General features: G+C 53.6%; 14 protein-coding genes. All 14 read left to right on the forward strand.

What is annotated here, in order from left to right; all coding sequences use genetic code 11:
• The first annotated feature begins 80 nt into the window (after window positions 1–80).
• On the forward strand, window positions 81–998 hold the full coding sequence (locus METH5_RS15910) for a hypothetical protein (RefSeq protein ID WP_232411002.1): 918 nt from the start codon (window positions 81–83) through the stop codon (window positions 996–998).
• Between the two features lie 78 nt (window positions 999–1,076).
• Entirely contained in the window at window positions 1,077–3,299 is a 2,223-nt protein-coding gene (locus METH5_RS0109195; RefSeq protein ID WP_029148225.1) for a calcium-binding protein, read from the forward strand.
• A 63-nt stretch (window positions 3,300–3,362) separates the two neighbouring features.
• The gene (locus METH5_RS0109200; RefSeq protein ID WP_029148226.1) at window positions 3,363–5,075 is read left to right on the forward strand and encodes a type I secretion system permease/ATPase; all 1,713 of its coding nucleotides are present in this window, start codon (window positions 3,363–3,365) and stop codon (window positions 5,073–5,075) included.
• On the forward strand, window positions 5,072–6,796 hold the full coding sequence (locus METH5_RS0109205) for a type I secretion system permease/ATPase (protein WP_232411003.1): 1,725 nt from the start codon (window positions 5,072–5,074) through the stop codon (window positions 6,794–6,796). The genes METH5_RS0109200 and METH5_RS0109205 overlap by 4 nt, the downstream gene beginning before the upstream one ends.
• A gap of 2 nt (window positions 6,797–6,798) precedes the next feature.
• The gene (locus METH5_RS0109210; RefSeq protein WP_029148228.1) at window positions 6,799–8,148 is read left to right on the forward strand and encodes an HlyD family type I secretion periplasmic adaptor subunit; all 1,350 of its coding nucleotides are present in this window, start codon (window positions 6,799–6,801) and stop codon (window positions 8,146–8,148) included.
• On the forward strand, window positions 8,148–9,521 hold the full coding sequence (locus METH5_RS0109215; RefSeq protein WP_029148229.1) for a TolC family outer membrane protein: 1,374 nt from the start codon (window positions 8,148–8,150) through the stop codon (window positions 9,519–9,521). Before METH5_RS0109210 ends, METH5_RS0109215 begins: the two co-directional genes overlap by 1 nt.
• A 41-nt stretch (window positions 9,522–9,562) precedes the next feature.
• The gene (gspG, locus tag METH5_RS0109220) at window positions 9,563–9,988 is read left to right on the forward strand and encodes a type II secretion system major pseudopilin GspG (RefSeq protein WP_029148230.1); all 426 of its coding nucleotides are present in this window, start codon (window positions 9,563–9,565) and stop codon (window positions 9,986–9,988) included.
• Between the two features lie 35 nt (window positions 9,989–10,023).
• Window positions 10,024–11,214, forward strand: a complete 1,191-nt coding sequence (locus METH5_RS0109225) for a type II secretion system F family protein (protein WP_029148231.1) — start codon at window positions 10,024–10,026, stop codon at window positions 11,212–11,214.
• Between the two features lie 13 nt (window positions 11,215–11,227).
• Window positions 11,228–12,925 (forward strand): GspE/PulE family protein, encoded by a 1,698-nt coding sequence (locus METH5_RS0109230; protein ID WP_029148232.1) that lies wholly within the window; start codon window positions 11,228–11,230, stop codon window positions 12,923–12,925.
• The gene (locus tag METH5_RS14910) at window positions 12,906–13,796 is read left to right on the forward strand and encodes a hypothetical protein (RefSeq protein WP_051412916.1); all 891 of its coding nucleotides are present in this window, start codon (window positions 12,906–12,908) and stop codon (window positions 13,794–13,796) included. Before METH5_RS0109230 ends, METH5_RS14910 begins: the two co-directional genes overlap by 20 nt.
• The gene (locus METH5_RS0109240) at window positions 13,796–14,311 is read left to right on the forward strand and encodes a hypothetical protein (RefSeq protein WP_029148233.1); all 516 of its coding nucleotides are present in this window, start codon (window positions 13,796–13,798) and stop codon (window positions 14,309–14,311) included. Before METH5_RS14910 ends, METH5_RS0109240 begins: the two co-directional genes overlap by 1 nt.
• Window positions 14,299–14,847, forward strand: a complete 549-nt coding sequence (locus METH5_RS0109245; RefSeq protein WP_232411004.1) for a hypothetical protein — start codon at window positions 14,299–14,301, stop codon at window positions 14,845–14,847. The genes METH5_RS0109240 and METH5_RS0109245 overlap by 13 nt, the downstream gene beginning before the upstream one ends.
• Complete coding sequence (locus METH5_RS0109250) at window positions 14,844–15,332, forward strand: hypothetical protein (RefSeq protein ID WP_029148235.1); 489 nt, start codon at window positions 14,844–14,846, stop codon at window positions 15,330–15,332. Before METH5_RS0109245 ends, METH5_RS0109250 begins: the two co-directional genes overlap by 4 nt.
• Window positions 15,329–17,287, forward strand: coding sequence for a type II and III secretion system protein (locus tag METH5_RS0109255; RefSeq protein ID WP_029148236.1), 1,959 nt, complete (start codon window positions 15,329–15,331; stop codon window positions 17,285–17,287). The genes METH5_RS0109250 and METH5_RS0109255 overlap by 4 nt, the downstream gene beginning before the upstream one ends.
• The last annotated feature ends 17 nt before the right edge of the window (window positions 17,288–17,304 follow it).

A 17,304-nucleotide genomic window follows, 5' to 3' on the forward strand; every position in this document is an offset into this window, starting at 1 on the left:
ACTGACGAGGGGCTAGAAGGATGTGGGAATTGGTGATGCGGGCTACCACAGTGTCTGCATAGTGTCTCTAAGGAGCGATTATGAAAAATGTAATGATTAGTCTTGCTGTAATGGGCGCATTTGGCCTGTCTATGCCTGCCATGGCAACCGGTCTGGTGGCTATTCCTGCCGCAGGTTTTACCGGTACTGCTTATACCTTATGTAATACCACCGGAAACTTTGGCTCTAGTACACCAACGCAACCAACTACTGGTGCAAATAACACTTGCGCTACGTTCCCTGCAAACGAAGCAACTTCACCTGTGTCAGGCTATACGTTAATTGCATCAACTAATCGCAATGCTGTGATCGGTGGCATCACTGTTGGTGCAGTGTCAGATCGTGTATGGCGTAATACCGCACAGACTTCTTGCATTTTCGGTGCAAGATTTACTGCGTCAAATATTGATTGGGATACCGCTACAACTGGCACTCAATATTTTGAAGTCAATGATATTGCACGTGGTGGGTTCGGTAGCGCATCAGTCAATGCCGGTTATTACATACAAGCCACCAATGCATCACCTGTGTATCGCATTGGCCGTACGTTTACGTCAGTGCAACATCGTGCCTATAAGTATGATACAGCAGCCAATAAGTTGCTGTTAGGCACCAATTATCTGGATTTGCCAACGGCTAATAGTGTTAACACTGCCTTAACTGGTGAAGTCACTGGTATCGGCCCAACCGTCGTTGCTTCAACGACATCAGCAACTCAGGATGCCATTGTGAATAGTAACTGGATTGATTTCACCATTGATGTTGCGTACGTAGATGATGACGGTGGTTCCAATATCGTTTCAGCCATGACTTACGTTGAAGCTGCTTGCGATTCATCTGCAGTTTCTGGATGGGTAAAAACAGGAGCAATTCGTTTGCGTCAGACTGGCCAAGAAAATACCACTTTGCAGGAAATTAGCATTGATGGTTATGCTCCTCCAGGGTCAACTGTACCTTAATAATTTTAGTGTTTTTTAATTAACTATCTGGGGTAGCAGGTACTGCTGCTCCAGTTCCCAAATTTGAGGAGTTTTATTATGGCAGTTAAAATTTTTAATGGTACAGAGACCGACTATACCGGTACATCAAATCCAGATTTGATTATTGGTAACGGGTTGGATAACTTTATCGCCGGTGACGGTGGTAGCGATATCATTATTGCTCAGGCAGGTAATGATTTTGTTGATGGTGGCGATGGCGATGACATTATCTTCGGCGGTGACGGCGATGACATTCTGTTAGGTGGTGCCGGTGATGACGCAATTGTTGGAGGTGCCGGTGATGACACCATTGATGTAGGTAGTGGTAATAATTATGCCGATGGCGGTGATGGTTTCGACAGCATCTATGGTGGCGATGGCGACGATGCATTGTTTGGCGGTGCTGGAGACGATGTTATCTATGGTGGTGATGGTGATGATGTCTTAAGTGGCGGGGAGGGTAACGATTACCTGCAAGGAGATGATAGCTCTGCTGGCAATGAAACCGTTGTTGGTAATCTCTTCTTAGCAACCTCTTACGATGCAATGATCGGTGGTGATGGCAACGATACCTTCCGTATTGGCGATGAGGAGGATTCAGAGGGGCTTATTATTGAAGGTGGTGTGTCTGGATTGGATAATGATGGTAATGAGGCGCGTTATGTTGAATTGTCTGAAGGTAGCGAGGTTGATGAGGATGCTAATCTCGTTGCTATTGACACGACTACAGGCGGAATTGTCGAAATTGACGATGAAGACATGTCGTTAGAGGCGGAAACAGATGTTCGTTTAAATATTGTGACTCGTCCTGGTTCTTCAGCGATTAGCACTTTTGCTACAACGATTGCTGGTTACAATTCGGTAGATACCTTGGAATTCACAAAATCTGGCGAGTTTGAGGATATTCTTTTCTCAGGTATTGAGCGGATTGAGTTAGCTAGTGGCGTAAGCATCACTTTAGAAGCCGAGCAACTCGAAGAAAACGGCGAGTCTCTGAGCCTCGGTGAGTTAAACCCTGGCTATCAAATTCACGGCGTAGCCGGTGGCGCTGTAGAAAATGTCACTGTTGAGCTTGAGTTTGAAGAAGCAGAGTTTGAGCCAGCAGCTTCTATTCTTGGCGCCACTCCGGTCACCTACGATAAGGCAGTATTTGAAGTAGATGACTTCTCCGTTGCTCACCTCTATTACAACGTAGATGTTACCTACGACGTATCCGAAGGCGAAGAAGGCAGCTTTACGCGCATCGACGGTGCTAACGAAGGTAGTGATGCGCACGAGATCGTATTGGGTAGCGAAGGTGTTGATTACGCGACCATGCGTTTGGGGGATGACACTGTGTATGGCAACGGCGGCAATGACTTGCTGATTGGTCATGGCGGTGCTGATTACCTGGATGGTGGCGAAGGCGATGACATTTTTGTGATCGGCGGTTTTGGTAGTGGTGTGCAAGGCACGACTTCTAAAGCAGATGACGGTAACAAAGAGTGGATTGCGACTGGCGCTAAGCATGATGTGATCGTGGGTGGGGATGGCGTGGATACGCTGCGTATCACGACTGGCATTGGCGCTAACACTAAAGCCAATGGCACTGTTGTGCTCAATAACGACAACTTCAAGTCTATGGAAGTGGTGCAAGTAGGCGGTACAGTTGGCCGTTTGAACGTTGAAAACACTGATCTGCAATTGCTAAACGATCACTACTACTTTAAAGCCAATGGCACAGTGGCTGACCTCTCCAACACCCTGGGTAACAACGGCGGCACGATCAACAATGTGGTTGTTGATGCGTCTGGCGTGACGACCAATGGTTTGCGTTTTGAAGGTAATGCTAACCAGCAAACCTTTATTGGTACCAGCAAAGCTGACGTGTTTGTTGGCAATGGTGGTAACGATACGCTGACAGGTGGTGGCGGTGCTGACAAGTTTGTGTTTGGCAAAGTGTATGAGCAAGTGGTGACTGGTTCTGCGACCAGTGTGCAAACCTACACTAACACTGCGTTCAATTTGACCGGTGTGGATACCATCACTGACTTTACACGTGGCACTGACAAGTTGGAGTTGCATCTTGACCAGTACAGCCAGTTGGCAGGTTTTAACGCCAGCATGTTGCGTGTGAACAGCACAGGTACGGCACAAGATAGCAACGACTATCTGGTCTACAACACCACCACCAAAACACTCAGCTATGACGCTGATGGTAGTGGTAGCGGTGCGAAGGTCGATATTGCCGTATTGACCGGTGTGACCACATTGTCAACGTCTGACTTTGTGATCGTGTAATCACGATTGTTGCGGGCAGGACAACCTGCCCGCAATCATTCTCTACAGAATTTCATTGTAAATATGTCCTCGCAAGCTGAAACCATCAAGCACGCTTTGTCTGAGCTTTGGCCGCTCTGGCGCAAAGTTTGGCTGTTTGGTGTGGCTACCCATTTGCTGATTTTGGCGCCCTCCTGGTACATGCTGGAGGTGTATGACCGCGTGATTAATAGTCGCAATGTCTCGACCTTGTTGATGCTGACCATGCTGGCGGCCTTTGCTTACCTGGTGATGGAGGCGTTGGAGTGGCAGCGCCGCAATTTGTTGCAGGCAGGCGCAAAACGTTTTGAGCAATCATTGCAGCAGCGCGTGTTCGAGCGGGTGTTTACTGCAAAACTAGCCATGCATAGCTTTCCTGCGCAGCAGGTGTTTTCCGATTTTTCTGTGCTCAAAAATGCTTTGCATTCTTCGGCCCTGCTTGGCCTGATTGATGCGCCTTTTTGTTTGATTTTTTTGGCCGCCGTGTTCTGGATCCATCCGGCACTGGGCGTGCTGACGTTGCTCGGGCTGGCGATACAACTGGTATTGACCATACACAACCAGTCGCGCGTGGCACCTTTAATGCAACAGGCGAACCAGCATGCGATTGAGTCGCAACGTTATTTTGCCAGCATTAGCCGCCATGGCGATGTGCTGCATGCCATGCATATGCTGGCGCCCATTGAGCAGCGCTGGGTGCAGCATCAGCATGGTTTTTTGTGGCAACAGGCGCAGGCCTCCGAGCTGGCGGGCAAGAGTGCGGCGGCCTCGCGCTGGTTGCAAACCTTGCAAACCAGTTTGATTCTGGGCCTGGCCTGCTATTTGTTTATTGCCGGTGAGTTATTGAACGGCGGCGCCATGATGATTGTGGCCTCGATTCTGGCCGGGCGTGTGCTCACTCCGCTGGTGCAATGCGTGGGCCACTGGAAAACCTATGAGCAGGCCTTGAGCGCCTATCGGCGTATTGAAAGTTTGCTGGCCAACGCGGCCGCGAACACCGAAGGCCTGGTGTTGCCGCCACCGACGGGTGAAGTGACGGTGGAGCAATTGAGCTATGCCATGCCGCAGGCAGGTAAGTCCTCGGCTGAGGTGTTTATTCGCCAGGTGCAATTTAAGCTGGCGCCCGGGCAAGTGCTCATTGTTGCCGGGGCTTCGGCTTCGGGCAAAACCACTTTGGCCAGGTTGCTGGTCGGCTTGCTGGCACCGAGCAGCGGTCGCGTACGGTTTGACGGTGTGGACGTGCATCGTTGGGACAAAACCCAGCTGGGGCCGCATTTGGGTTATTTGTCGCAAGAGGTCGATGTGTTTGATGCACGCGTGGTGGATAACATTTGCCGCTTTAATACGCCTGATCCGGCTGCGCTGGCTGAGGTGATTGAATTGCTTGGGTTAAACGACTGGATCAACCAATTGCCGGATGGTTTGAACACGCTGATTGGCCAGTCTGGCGTGATGCTCTCGGGCGGCGAGCGCCAATTGATAGGCCTGGCGCGCGCTTTTTATGGCAAACCGCGCATTGTGGTGCTCGACGAGCCGAATGCCAACCTTGATACCACCACTGAGCGCACTTTGCAGCACGCCATTGCCCGCTTAAAGCAGCAGGGCACGACGTTTATTATCATTAGTCATTTGCAGCATATTTTGAGCATTGCTGACGTGATGCTGGTGATGTGCCAGGGGCAAATGATTCGTTATGGCAAGCCGGCTGATGTGCTGGCCAGTTTTCAGGCAGATAACGCCAAGGTGGCACAGTCATGATGCTTGCACGCACTGCCCGTTGGACCTCGCCGCTGTGGTCGTTTATGCAGCCGTTTAAAAGCGCTTTTTTGCAGATGATCTGGCTCAGTTTGCTCACCAATGTGCTGATGCTGGTGCCAACCTTGTATATGTTGCAGCTGTATGACCGGGTCATGCTGAGCCGTAATACGCTGACGCTGCTGGCGATGACTTTGTTAACGGCCGGGCTCTTGTTGCTGATGGCCGGTGCCGATTGGTTACGCAGTTTATACGCGATTAAAACGGGTGTGCAATTTGACCTCACTTACGGCAAACAAGTGTTTGCTGCGGTGTTTGAGCCACGCAGCATACAACGCCCGCCGCCTGCCGAGTCATTGCAGCAATTAACCGCTATTCGCCAGTTTATGACCGGGCAAGGCCTGTTTGCCTTGCTGGATATCCCGTGGAGCGTGATCTATATTGTGGTGTTGTTTGCCTTGCACCCGGTGCTGGGGGCGACTGCCATGGTTTTTTGCCTGGTGCAATGTATGGCGGCGCTGTGGAACCAGCGCGTGACGGCAGCACCTGCTCAGAGCGCACAAGCAGCCAAGCAACGCACTGAGCATTTTTTGCAGCAAAAAATACAGCATTTGCACACCAGTTATGTGCTGGGCATGTTGCATACCTTGCGTCAGCATTGGCAGGCTTTGCTGGCGCAGCAGTCAGTGACAGAGCAGGCCTGGTTAAACGCCAGTGACCGTAGCCAGTTTGTCAATAAATGGGTGCGTTACACCTTGCAGTCATTGATGCTGGCGATGGCTGCATGGCTGACAATTCGTGGTGAAATCAGCGTTGGCTCCATGGTGGCGTCTAATGTGCTTATTGCGCGTGCCTTGCACCCGTTTGATGTCATGGTGCACAGCTGGCGCCAATGGTTGCAGGCCAAGTCGGCCGCGGCTGAGTTACAGGGCTTGCTGGGTGAGCAGCATGCAGCCGCCACGACTCCGGCAATTGGTCTGGTCAGGCCCTATGTACTTAGCTTGCAGGCGGTGGGCATTTCATCGCCGTTACGCCGAGTACTGCACGACCTTCACTTAAGCATACCACCTGGGCGGTTACTCTGTGTTATGGGTCCTTCCGGCGCGGGTAAAAGCACGCTGGCACGCTTGTTGGTCGGCGTGGTGTCACCCACGGCTGGCAGCTACCACATTAATCAGTCGCAGATCACTGCAGACAATGCGCGTGCCCTCATGGCCAGCGTTGGTTATTTGCCGCAGCAGGTGTCTTTGCTCGAAGGCACCATCGCCGAAAACGTGGCCAGATTTGGCGAGCTGGATAGCCAGCATATTTTGCAGGCTTGCCAGCGTGTAGGCTTGCACGAGGCAATTTTGCGCTTGCCGCAAGGCTATGACACCCGGCTCGATGAGCAGGGCTTGCCATTGTCCGGCGGGCAACGGCAACTGCTGGGGCTGGCGCGCGCCATTTACAAAGAGCCTGCGTTGCTGGTGCTGGATGAACCCAACGCCAGCCTCGATGAATTTGGCGAGGCCCGGCTGATGCAGTTATTACAAGCTTTAAAAACCCTCAATACCGCTATCGTGGTGATTTCGCACCGCTCTGGCATCCTCAAAATTACCGATGATTTGCTGGTGCTTAAACGCGGCGAAGTGCTGCATCATGGCCCGCGCGATGCCGGTATTGTCTATTTAAATCAATTGCACGCTGCTGCCAGCAGCGTGGCTACGGAGCCTGCATGCGCTTAACCATGAATTCTGCTGCGAACCCTGCTGCCGCAGACAATGTGCACGCCATTGAGGCTTATGCACACAATGTTGGCCAAACCCGTAAAGGGGCGGCTATTTTAGTGCTGGGCCTGGCTGGCTTTGTGCTGTGGGCCGCGCTTGCGCCGCTGGATGAGGGGGTGCCGACCGAAGGCGTGGTGAGTATAGAAAGCAATCATAAAGTGGTCCAGCATTTAAGTGGCGGCATGGTTAGCACCTTGCAGGTGCATGAGGGGCAAGAGGTGCACGCTGGCGATGTGTTATTCAAGCTGGATGCACAGGCTAGTAAAGCACGCTATGAAGAGGTGTGGCAACGCTATGCCGGTTTGCGTGCGCAAGAAGACCGGTTGCGTGCTGAGCAAAGCCACCGCTCGGTGATTGATTTTCACCCGGATTTAACCAGCCAGCAGCAAGACCCCTTGATACAACAGCAGATGCGTAACCAGAGCCAGTTGCTGGCGGCCAGAACGGCGGCGCTGGCGGCAGAGATTGCCGCAAAAAAAGAGTCCGTTGCCGGTTACCAGGCCCTGATTGAAGGCTATCGTGGAATGTTATCCAGCCATGAGTCGCAACGTGTCTTGCTCGAAGAGCAATTGCAGGGTGTGCGCGCGCTGACTGCTGAGGGCTATGCCCCACGTAACCAGCAAAACGACCTTGAGCAGCGGGTGGCGGCTTTGTACGGCGAGCGTGCCAATACACAGGCCAATATGACACGTGCCCAGCGTGCGATTCTTGAGTTGCAGCAGCAAATGAATCAGCGCATCCAAACCGAGCAAAAAGAGATTGATGCCGACATGGCCCAGGTTAAGTTGCAGGTAGAAGCAGACGCGCAAAAAGTACTGGCGCTGCGGCAAGAGCTTGGGCGAACCGAGATTCGCGCACCGGCGTCTGGCCAGGTGGTGGGGTTGCAGGTGCACACGGTGGGCGCGGTGATTCAGCCCGGGCAAAAACTGATGGATATTGTGCCTTCTGGCGAAGCGCTGATTGTGGACGCGCAAATTCCGCCGCATTTGATCGACAAGATACAGGTGGGGCAGGCGGCGGATATTCGTTTTTCTACTTTTGCCAACAGCCCGCAATTATTGGCCGAGGGGCAGTTAAAGTCTTTGTCCAAAGACTTATTGAGTAAACCAGCCGCCACCGTTGAGGGCAGCCAAAGCTACTATCTGGCGCGCGTCATGCTCACCGATAAAGGCATGCAGGCCTTGCAAGGGCGCCAGCTACAACCGGGCATGCCGGTGCAGGTGGTGATTAAAACCGGCGAGCGCACGCTGTGGAATTACCTCATGCATCCACTGAGCAAACGCCTGGCGGCCTCGATGAAGGAAGAATAATGCGTGTAGGTATTTCATATTGGCTATCTCTCGCACTTGGCTTGGCTGGCCTGAGCCCGTTGCAGGCGCAGGAGGATTTAAATGGCCTCTATACGTTGGCGGTCAGCCACAACGCCGATTACCGCGCGGCCCTGGCCAACACCGAGGCCGAGCGTGAAGAGCTGACCAAAGCGCGTGCCTTGTTTTTTCCTAAGGTGCAATTAGGCCTGACCAAAGGCCGTGGCAATACTGATCGCACCACGCAAACTACGCTGGGCGCGGTCAATAGTGAGCTCGACTATTCGCTGGAAAGTTACAATTTTTCGGTGAAACAACCCTTGTTTAACCGCGAAACACTGGCGATTTACGGTGGTGCCAAGTCTTATGTCAGTGCGCAGGAAGCATTGCTTGAGCAAGAAAACGCCAAACTTATCCTCAAGCTGGTCTCTATTTACCTGGAAACCTTGTATGCACAAGACCGGGTCAATGTGCAGCAGCGCAAACTGGAGGCCGTGGGCCAGCAACTGCGTCAGGCAGAGCAGCGTTACAGCCGCGGCAGTGGCACCGTGGTCGAGGTCAGTGAGGCGCAATCTAACCTTGATGTGGCGAAAGTCGAGCAGATTCAGGCCAACAATGATTGGCTCTCTAACCAGCAAAGTTTGCAGATATTAACCGGCAGCACGCATGCATTGTCAGCTGAGTTGATGCTGGACACGCCGAATGGCTTGGGTGGGAGTGGATTAAGCCTGAGCAGATTAACGCCCACCATGCAAAGCCTGGATAACTGGCTGGTGATGGCGCGGCAACATCATCCTGAATTGGCGGCTGCCTATCAAAACGTAGAAGTGGCCAAAAAAGACATTGAAAAAAAACAGGCCGGGCATTATCCAACCTTAGACCTGGTCGGCGTGCGCTCGTATAGCCAGAACGACAGTAATAATACCTTGGGCTCGCGCTTTGATACCACCACCATTGCCTTGCAGATGAATGTACCTTTGTTTGCGGGCGGTTATGTGAATGCTAATGTGCGCCAGAGCGCCAGCCGCCTGACAGCGAGTGAAGAAAGCATGACGGCCAAGTCGCGCGAAATTGAGTTTAATGTGCGCAAGTATTACCAAAGCCTGCAGGCACAGCAACAGTCTATCAGCGCCTATCAACAGGCGGTGCAGTCAGCCAGCGTGGCGCTAGATGGCACGCAAAAAGGTTTTTTGGCCGGCTTTAAAACCAATCACGAGGTGCTGGATGCCCAGCAAAAACTGTTTACCAACCAGTTGTCGCTAACCAAGGCTTATTACAGCCTGATCAGTGATTGGGTCAATTTGCAGTTTAGTAGCGGCGTGCTCTCGCTGGAGGCGCTGAATCGCGTCAGCCAGCTGTTTGTACTTAAAAAGTAGTCAGGGTTTAAAAAGAGAGGATGAGCAGGGTGGAAACAAACATGCAATTGGTCGTTGGGCGCTGCAAGCAAGCAGGTTTTACGCTGCTGGAGTTACTGGTGGTGATGGTGATTATTGGTCTGCTGGCAGGCTATGTCGGCCCCAAGTATTTTGCCCAGATTGGTAAATCAGAAACTAAAACTGCCAAAGCGCAAATTGAGGCGTTGTCGCGCGCACTGGATACCTATCGGCTGGATATTGGTCATTACCCGGCGACCGAGCAAGGGTTGGCAGCACTTAATAAGCAGCCTGACGGTGAGGCCAAATGGCAGGGCCCTTATTTAGCCAAGGGCGTGCCCGCTGACCCGTGGGGGCGGCCTTACCAATATCGTTACCCTGGGGAGCACGGCGATTACGATGTGTGGACACTAGGCAGTGATGGCGCAGCTGGCGGCCAAGAGGCCGATAGCGACGTGGGTAACTGGTAGCGCTTTAACCTAAACCACCATGAAATTTGAATTACATGAAATTTGAATTAAAAGTATTGCAGGGCGCGCAGGTGAGCTGGGTTTCATTGGACGCGACTGACCGGCAGGCGGCGTTGCAGCAGGCGCAGGCAAAAGGCTATGGCGTGTTGCAAGTGCGTGCTAGTCACGCATCTGGCTGGCCGCAATGGCCGCTAAAAACGCACTCGTTTAATTTAAGCCTGTTTAGTCAGGAGTTACTCACTTTGCTTGAGTCTGGGCTGAGCCTGATTGAAGCGATTGAAGGCCTGGCCGAAAAAGAGCAGCAAGACCATGCGCGTGCCGTGTTAACGAGTTTGCGCACGGCCCTGTTTGAAGGCCTGCCTTTATCGCAGGCGCTGGCATTGCAGCCGACGGTATTTAGCCAGCTTTATATTGCCCTGATCCGCGCCAGTGAGCGCACTGGTGACATGGTGCAGGCCCTGCGCCGTCATGTCGCGTATCAGGCGCAGGTAGATGCCATCCGTAAAAAAATCATCGCGGCCTCGATTTACCCGGTGTTGCTCATTGTGGTGGGTGGTTTGGTCGTGCTGTTTTTACTCGGCTATGTGGTGCCGCGTTTTAGTACCATTTATGAAAGTGGGGGCGATAAATTGCCTTGGGCCAGCCAGCTGCTGTTGCGCTGGGGGCAGCTGTTGCAAGGCCATGGCGAGTGGGTGTTGTTGGCCACCATGGGCATGGTGGCCGCGTTGTGGCTGCTGTTTTCGCGTCCGGCCAGCAAGGCCTGGATGATGCAGCGCGTGTGGCAAATCCCCAGCCTGGGCGAAGCCTTGCGTATTTACCAACTGGCACGGTTTTACCGCACGCTGGGGATGCTATTACAAGGAGGAATTCCCTTGCTGACGGCACTCGGCATGGTGCAATCTTTGTTACCGCAAGAGTTGCAACTGGCTTTGCAGCGGGTGATTACCGACGTGCGTGAGGGCAAGGCCTTGTCAGGCACGATGGAGTCGCATGGCTTAACGACCTCGATTGCCAACCGCATGTTGCGCGTGGGCGAGCGCGGCGGGCAACTGGATGACATGCTGGGGCGCATAGGCATGTTTTACGACGAGGAAACAGCGCGCCGTGTGGAGTGGCTAAGCAAGTTGCTGGAACCCGCGCTGATGGTGGTGATTGGCTTGATTGTGGGGCTGGTTGTGGTGTTGATGTATATGCCGATTTTTGAATTGGCAGGCGCAATAGAATGAGAAAGACCATCACATGAATATGCAGGATTTACCGCTGACAGGGCAGGTGCCGCCATTAGCGGTAGCCTTGTTGCCGCAGGCGCGGCAACTGGCGCTGCAAACCGGGCGGCCACTGATAGAGGTGCTGGAGGAGTTGTCTCAACTGGCGCCCGATGTGTTTGTGCTGGCCCTGGGCCAATGCATGCATTACCCCACGCTGACCGCGCTTGATTTACATGCCATGCAGCCAATGTTTGAGCTGTTGCGCTTTAATGACGCCAGTACGCTGCAAGTGGCGTTAATGCAAAAAGACGGCCAGTCGCTGCATCTGGTGCTGGCAGACCCGTTTGATGAACGCCTGCAACTGCGTTTGCAAAGTATGGTGCGTGTGCCGGTGCAATGGTGTTTGGCGCATCGCAACGATATTGCCGCGTGTTTGCAGTTTCATGAGGCGCAAATGCGCGCGCTGGATCAGGTGCATGCCAGCGATCACACCATCAGTGAGCAAGAGGCGCCGGTTGAAGAATTGTCGCTTAAATCTATTAGCGAAGACAGCAGCCCGGTGGTGCGCTTTGTGCGCTCAACTTTATACGACGCCCTCAAAGCCGGTGCCAGTGATATTCATCTCGAATCTACCATGCATGGCCTGCGCGTGAAATATCGCATTGATGGCGTGCTCACCGAGGTGGGCGGCTTAAGTGGTGTGATGCAGGCTGAGCAGGCCATTTCGCGCATCAAAGTGATGTCTGAGCTCGATATTGCCGAACGGCGTATTCCGCAAGATGGCCGCTGTAAAGTACATGCCCTGGGCCGCGAGATCGACCTGCGCGTTTCCATTATGCCCAGTGTGGTAGGTGAAGACGCTGTGTTGCGCGTGCTGGATAGAAAAGCCCTGAGTGAAGCGCAAGGCATCAGCTTAGAAGTGCTGGGGTTTGCCCCGGCACTGCTGGCACAAATCCGCGCGCAGGCCGAAGCACCTTATGGCATGTTACTGGTGACCGGCCCGACAGGCAGCGGCAAAACCACGACGTTGTACGGCATGATTTCAGAAATCAACCAGGGCCAGGACAAGATTATTACCATTGAAGACCCGGTTGAATATCAATTGCCCGGCGTGCTGCAAATCCCGGTCAACGAGAAAAAAGGCCTCACGTTTGCGCGCGGCTTGCGCTCTATTTTGCGCCACGACCCCGACAAAATCATGGTGGGCGAAATTCGCGATGGCGAAACGGCGCAAATTGCGGTGCAGTCGGCGCTGACCGGGCATTTGGTGCTGACCACCGTGCATGCCAATAATGTGTTTGATGTGATTGGCCGTTTTACCAATATGGGTGTGGATGCTTATAGCTTTGTGTCGGCAGTCAACGTGATTTTAGCGCAGCGGCTAGTGCGCGTGATTTGCCCGTTTTGCAAGGTCGATGACGTGCCAGAGCCTGCCTTGCTGGTGAAGTCTGGCTTGAGTGTTGAGGCCACGCAACACTATCAGTTTAAAAAAGGCCAGGGCTGTGGCCAGTGCCATGGCAGCGGTTACAAAGGCCGTAAAGGCATTGCCGAATTATTGCTGTTTGACGACCGCATGCGCGAGCTGATTGTCTCTAAAGCGCCGATTAGCCAGATCAAGGCACTGGCCGCGACAACCGGCACCCGTGCCATGCGTGACGCTGGCCTGGCGCTGGTCGCGGCGGGCGAAACTACCTTGCAGGAGATTAACCGTGTTACATCACTCACCTGACCCTGGTATAGATTGCCGCCTGACCGACAGCCGCCGTTGGTGGCAAGCGCTGAGTGCGCCCGAGTTGCGGCTGGTCATCAGTGATGATGCGCTCGAGGTGTTTCAGTTTCAACGGTCGTGGCACCCAGGCGGACGCCTGCAGATGACCCACCATCAACGCTACGATTTACCGGGCAACGCGCAAGATGTTTTGCCGCCAGAGGCGTTGTGGCAGACCTTGCATGCAGTATTGCCCGCCTTGGCTGGCCAGCGCTGGCATGTGGTGGTGGTGCTCTCTAACCAATATGCGCGCTGGCTGGTATTGCCATGGCAAGCCGAAGTCCGCTCGCAGGCCGATCAAACAGCCTACTATCGCCACGGCTTGCAGCAGGCATTTGCCAGCGACATGCAAGACTGGCAGATTCGGGTGCAGGCGGGCGGCTATGGCCAACATAGTTTGCTCACGGCGCTGCCTGCCGCGTTGATAGAAAAATTGCAGGTGGTGTTGGCCGAGCATGGTTTGTTGCCGGGTATCATTGCACCAGCCTGGCAGCTCGCTGCCAACCAGGCTTTACACGTGATGCGCCAGCACGGCTTACCCGCCGATGGCTGGATTGTGTGTCGTGAGTCTGGCAGCTTAACAGTGGCTTGCCTGATGCAGGGTGACTGGCAGCACATTCGCCAAGTGCCGGTAGACGCGCAGTGGCAGCAGACCTTGCATCAACTATTATTGCGCGAGCAGGTAATGTATCCAGCGCGTGCCGCGTTGCCAGTTTTTTTGCCACAGCTGCAAGCAAGCGGCGTCAGCCGACAGTCGTTGATGCCTTTTGAGGTGGTCGATGTGCCATCATCGAGCAAGCTGCTTGCCTCTGATCAGCAGAGGGCCAGCTGATGCAGCATTTGCGCATGAACTATGCCGCAGGTCGTCTGCCAGGGCCGGTCGCGACGCTACTTGGTGTGGTGTTACTGATTAGCTTCGTCTGCCTGGCCGTGATTTATCGCCAGTTTGCTGAAGAAAATACGCGCTTGCAGCAACAGTGGCAGGCGCATCAATTGGCGCTAGGCGTTCGCCAGCAGGCAGCCAGTCATCCAGTGGTGAATCAGGCGCTGGCGGCTGAAATAGCCGCGGCGCAGCTGCAGATTCAAACACCATGGTTAGCGCTGTTAAGTGAGCTCGAACACGCGCAGCAAGCGCAGTTATATTGGCTGCAATTATCCCCTGATGCCAAACGTAAACAGATCCGCATGACCGTGCTGGCTCAGCAACGCCAGCAAGGTTGGGCATTGGTTGATCGGCTCAAAAAGCAACCCGGCCTGGCCGACGTGAAACTCAAGGCCAGTGAAGCCACCGAGGTGAACGGTTTACGCATGACCACTTTGCATCTGGAGGCCGGATGGAAGTTTTAAGCCAAGCCCTGCAGCGCCTGCGCTTTGTGTGCCAGCAGACATGGCAGAGCCACCGCTGGCTGCTAGCCATGTTGCTCATCACTATTGTGCTGTCGGGTCTGATTGCACAAGCCTGGTGGAGTCGCCAGACCCTGCAACACGCCTTGCAACAATTGCCGGTGCAGACCAAACAGGTCATTGTTGCGCCCGTTGCCAGTCCTGTTGCCTCAACTACTTTACAAACCTGGCCAGTTGCAGACGATGCCGACCGTATCAGTGCCGAAATTCTGGCGACGGCCGATGCCATGGGCATGCTGTTTGAGCGGGCGGAGTTTCAGTCGTTAGCCATTGAAAAGACCAGCTTGCAGGTGCAGCGCATTAAGCTGCCGCTCAAAGGTGATTATTTGCAGGTGCGTCACTTTTTGCAGCAGGTGTTGCAGCACTACCCTAGCTTAGCGTTAAGCCAGTTTAAATTGCAACGGAGTGATGTGATGCAAGCCGAGATAGAAGCTTATGTAGAGTTTAGCTTGTATACCCGCAAACGAGGCCAGACATGATGCGGCGCGGCTTGGTATGGGCGGCACTGGCTTGTACCCTGCTGGCGTGCTGGTGGGTGGAGCAAGCCGAGCAAGTGCCAGCTGCTGCGACGGTTGCAACAGTCAAGCATGCACCTCAGCGCCGCGTGACTTTAGCGCAGGTCATGCCTGAGCAGCATCTGCCGCCATCGCCCGTTGTTGTGACCACGGTTGCCACGGTGGATGAGGCGGCAATTAACTTGTTTGCACCCCTGGAGATGCCTACCGCTGAGGCGGCCGCATCGCAACCGCCAGCGGCAGTAAACCCTTATACCTATGCCGGGCGGCTACAAGAAGACGGTCGCTGGATTGTTTTTTTAACCGACGGCCAACAACAATATGTATTACATGCAGGCGACCGATTTGCCGAAGGCTGGCAGGTGGCTTTGCTCGATCAACAAAAAATCGTGCTGCAACACGCAGCGGAGCGCTTTGAAATCAGGCTGGATAACGGGGTGGTGTTTTGAACAAGCAAGTGAATCAATCCTATTGGCGCTGGGTCTGCCTGCTTGGCAGCCCGCTGTTATTCGTGAGTTGCAGTAACTTGCTGCCAGCACCGCAAACCGGTGATGCCACGCTGGAGCAGGCCAGAATTTATGCTGCGCGCGGTCAGGACGACGAGGCGATCCAATTATTGCAACCGTTGGTAGAGGCGCATCCTCGTCAGCCGCAATATAAAAACTGGCTCACCTTATTGCAAGAGAAAAAATTGCAAAAACAATTGCAGCAAGCCGATAGTTTGCTGGCCGCGCAGCAATACGATGCGGCGAGCGAGGCTTACCAGCAAGTATTGCAAATGTCGCCCAGCAACCGTGCCGCCAGTGACGGCCTGCAAAAGGTGCAACTGGCACGCCAGCACGCGGCACAACTGGCCCAAGTGAACATGGCAATTGCCGCAGAAGATCTGGCGGGTGCCGAGTTTGGTTTGCGCAGCATTTTGGCTGAGCAACCAGCACATGCCGAGGCGCGCCGGCTGTTTGAGCAACTTGAGCAGAAAAAAAACGAGCGCAGCAGTGTGGTGCGGCCGTTGCAGTCTTCACTCAAAAAGAAAGTCACGCTGGAGTTTAAAAATACGCCGGTCAAACAGGCATTTGAGTACTTGGGCAAGGCTGGCAATTTAAATTTTTCGTTTGATCAAGAGCTTAACGAGGGCATCCGCGTTAATGTGTTGTTGCGCGATACGCCGATTGAGCAGGCGATGGAAGTGATCCTTACCAGCCATCAGCTTGGCAAAAAAGTGCTCAATAGCAATACGCTGCTGATTTATCCGCAAGCACGTGCGGCGCAGTATGAAGAGCTGTTTGTGCGCAGTTTTTACCTGACGCACATGGATGCCAAGCGTGCGCTCAATATGATGAAAACCGTGCTGCATGCCAGCGATGTGTATATGGATGAAAAACTGAATACGCTGGTGATTCGCGACACCATGGACCGCATTAAAGTGGCCGAAAAGCTGATTGCCTCGCAAGACCTCAATGAGCCGGAGGTGATGCTTGAGGTGGAGGTGATGGAGATTAATCGCCGTAACCTGGAAAACCTGGGTATTCAGTACCCCAGCCAGATTGGTGTCGGTGTGCAGGGTAATGCGGCTGGCAGTAGCAGTGGCACCCAACCGCAAGCAGGTAAACTCACCTTGACTGAGTTGCGCAACTTTAATGGCAACCTGGGCGTGTTTTCAATCAACGATCCGGCGATTGTGCTTAACCTGCTGCATCAGGATACCGACACTAATTTGCTCGCCAGCCCGAAGATCCGCGTTAAAAACCGCGATCGGGCCAAAATTCATGTTGGTGACAAGATACCGGTGCTCACCAGTGTGGCCAGTGCGCAGGGTTTTGTCAGCCAAAACGTGAACTACATCGAGGTCGGCATTAAGCTAGACGTGGAGCCAGTGATCCAGATGCAAGATCAGGTCAGTATCAAGGTTGGCATGGAGGTGAGCAATATTACCGATCAGGTCACTACTAGCTCTGGGGTGCTGGCGTATACCATTGGCAGCCGCAATGCCAATACCACCTTGCAATTGCGCAATAACGAAACGCAAATTTTGGCCGGGTTATTTCGTGATGATGAACAGAAAACGCGCCGCAAGGTGCCGGGCCTGGGTAATTTGCCGCTGATTGGCAAACTGTTTAGCAGTAACAATGAGGACAAGCGTAAAAATGAAATTGTGCTGTTGATTACGCCGCGCATTATGCATAACCTGAGCCCGGCCAGTTCGGTATATAGCTTGATCCCTTCCGGGGTTGCTGCCACGGCTAACCCTGTGGGGGCGGGCGGTGCGCGTACCGTGCAAGCCATAGACACATCACCCGCGCCAGTGGTAACGCCGCAATCGACACAAAGCAGCAATATGCGTAATGACAGCGGCTTTGCCAACCAGATGATGAACAGCACCGATACCGGTGCCGTACAACCGTAGCAGGACAAACAAGTGAT

Origin of the sequence: Methylophilus sp. 5 (assembly GCF_000515275.1) — a bacterium.
GTDB lineage: Bacteria > Pseudomonadota > Gammaproteobacteria > Burkholderiales > Methylophilaceae > Methylophilus.

What these genes read in the sequence shown, in the direction of transcription:
- METH5_RS0109230 (WP_029148232.1), top strand. Translation starts at nt 11,228, where the DNA reads ATGAATATGCAGGATTTACCGCTGACAGGGCAGGTGCCGCCATTAGCG.
- METH5_RS0109215 (WP_029148229.1), top strand. Translation starts at nt 8,148, where the DNA reads ATGCGTGTAGGTATTTCATATTGGCTATCTCTCGCACTTGGCTTGGCT.
- METH5_RS0109205 (WP_232411003.1), top strand. Translation starts at nt 5,072, where the DNA reads ATGATGCTTGCACGCACTGCCCGTTGGACCTCGCCGCTGTGGTCGTTT.
- METH5_RS0109240 (WP_029148233.1), top strand. Translation starts at nt 13,796, where the DNA reads ATGCAGCATTTGCGCATGAACTATGCCGCAGGTCGTCTGCCAGGGCCG.
- METH5_RS0109210 (WP_029148228.1), top strand. Translation starts at nt 6,799, where the DNA reads ATGAATTCTGCTGCGAACCCTGCTGCCGCAGACAATGTGCACGCCATT.
- METH5_RS0109195 (WP_029148225.1), top strand. Translation starts at nt 1,077, where the DNA reads ATGGCAGTTAAAATTTTTAATGGTACAGAGACCGACTATACCGGTACA.
- METH5_RS0109250 (WP_029148235.1), top strand. Translation starts at nt 14,844, where the DNA reads ATGATGCGGCGCGGCTTGGTATGGGCGGCACTGGCTTGTACCCTGCTG.
- gspG (WP_029148230.1), top strand. Translation starts at nt 9,563, where the DNA reads ATGCAATTGGTCGTTGGGCGCTGCAAGCAAGCAGGTTTTACGCTGCTG.
- METH5_RS0109225 (WP_029148231.1), top strand. Translation starts at nt 10,024, where the DNA reads ATGAAATTTGAATTAAAAGTATTGCAGGGCGCGCAGGTGAGCTGGGTT.
- METH5_RS15910 (WP_232411002.1), top strand. Translation starts at nt 81, where the DNA reads ATGAAAAATGTAATGATTAGTCTTGCTGTAATGGGCGCATTTGGCCTG.
- METH5_RS0109245 (WP_232411004.1), top strand. Translation starts at nt 14,299, where the DNA reads ATGGAAGTTTTAAGCCAAGCCCTGCAGCGCCTGCGCTTTGTGTGCCAG.
- METH5_RS0109200 (WP_029148226.1), top strand. Translation starts at nt 3,363, where the DNA reads ATGTCCTCGCAAGCTGAAACCATCAAGCACGCTTTGTCTGAGCTTTGG.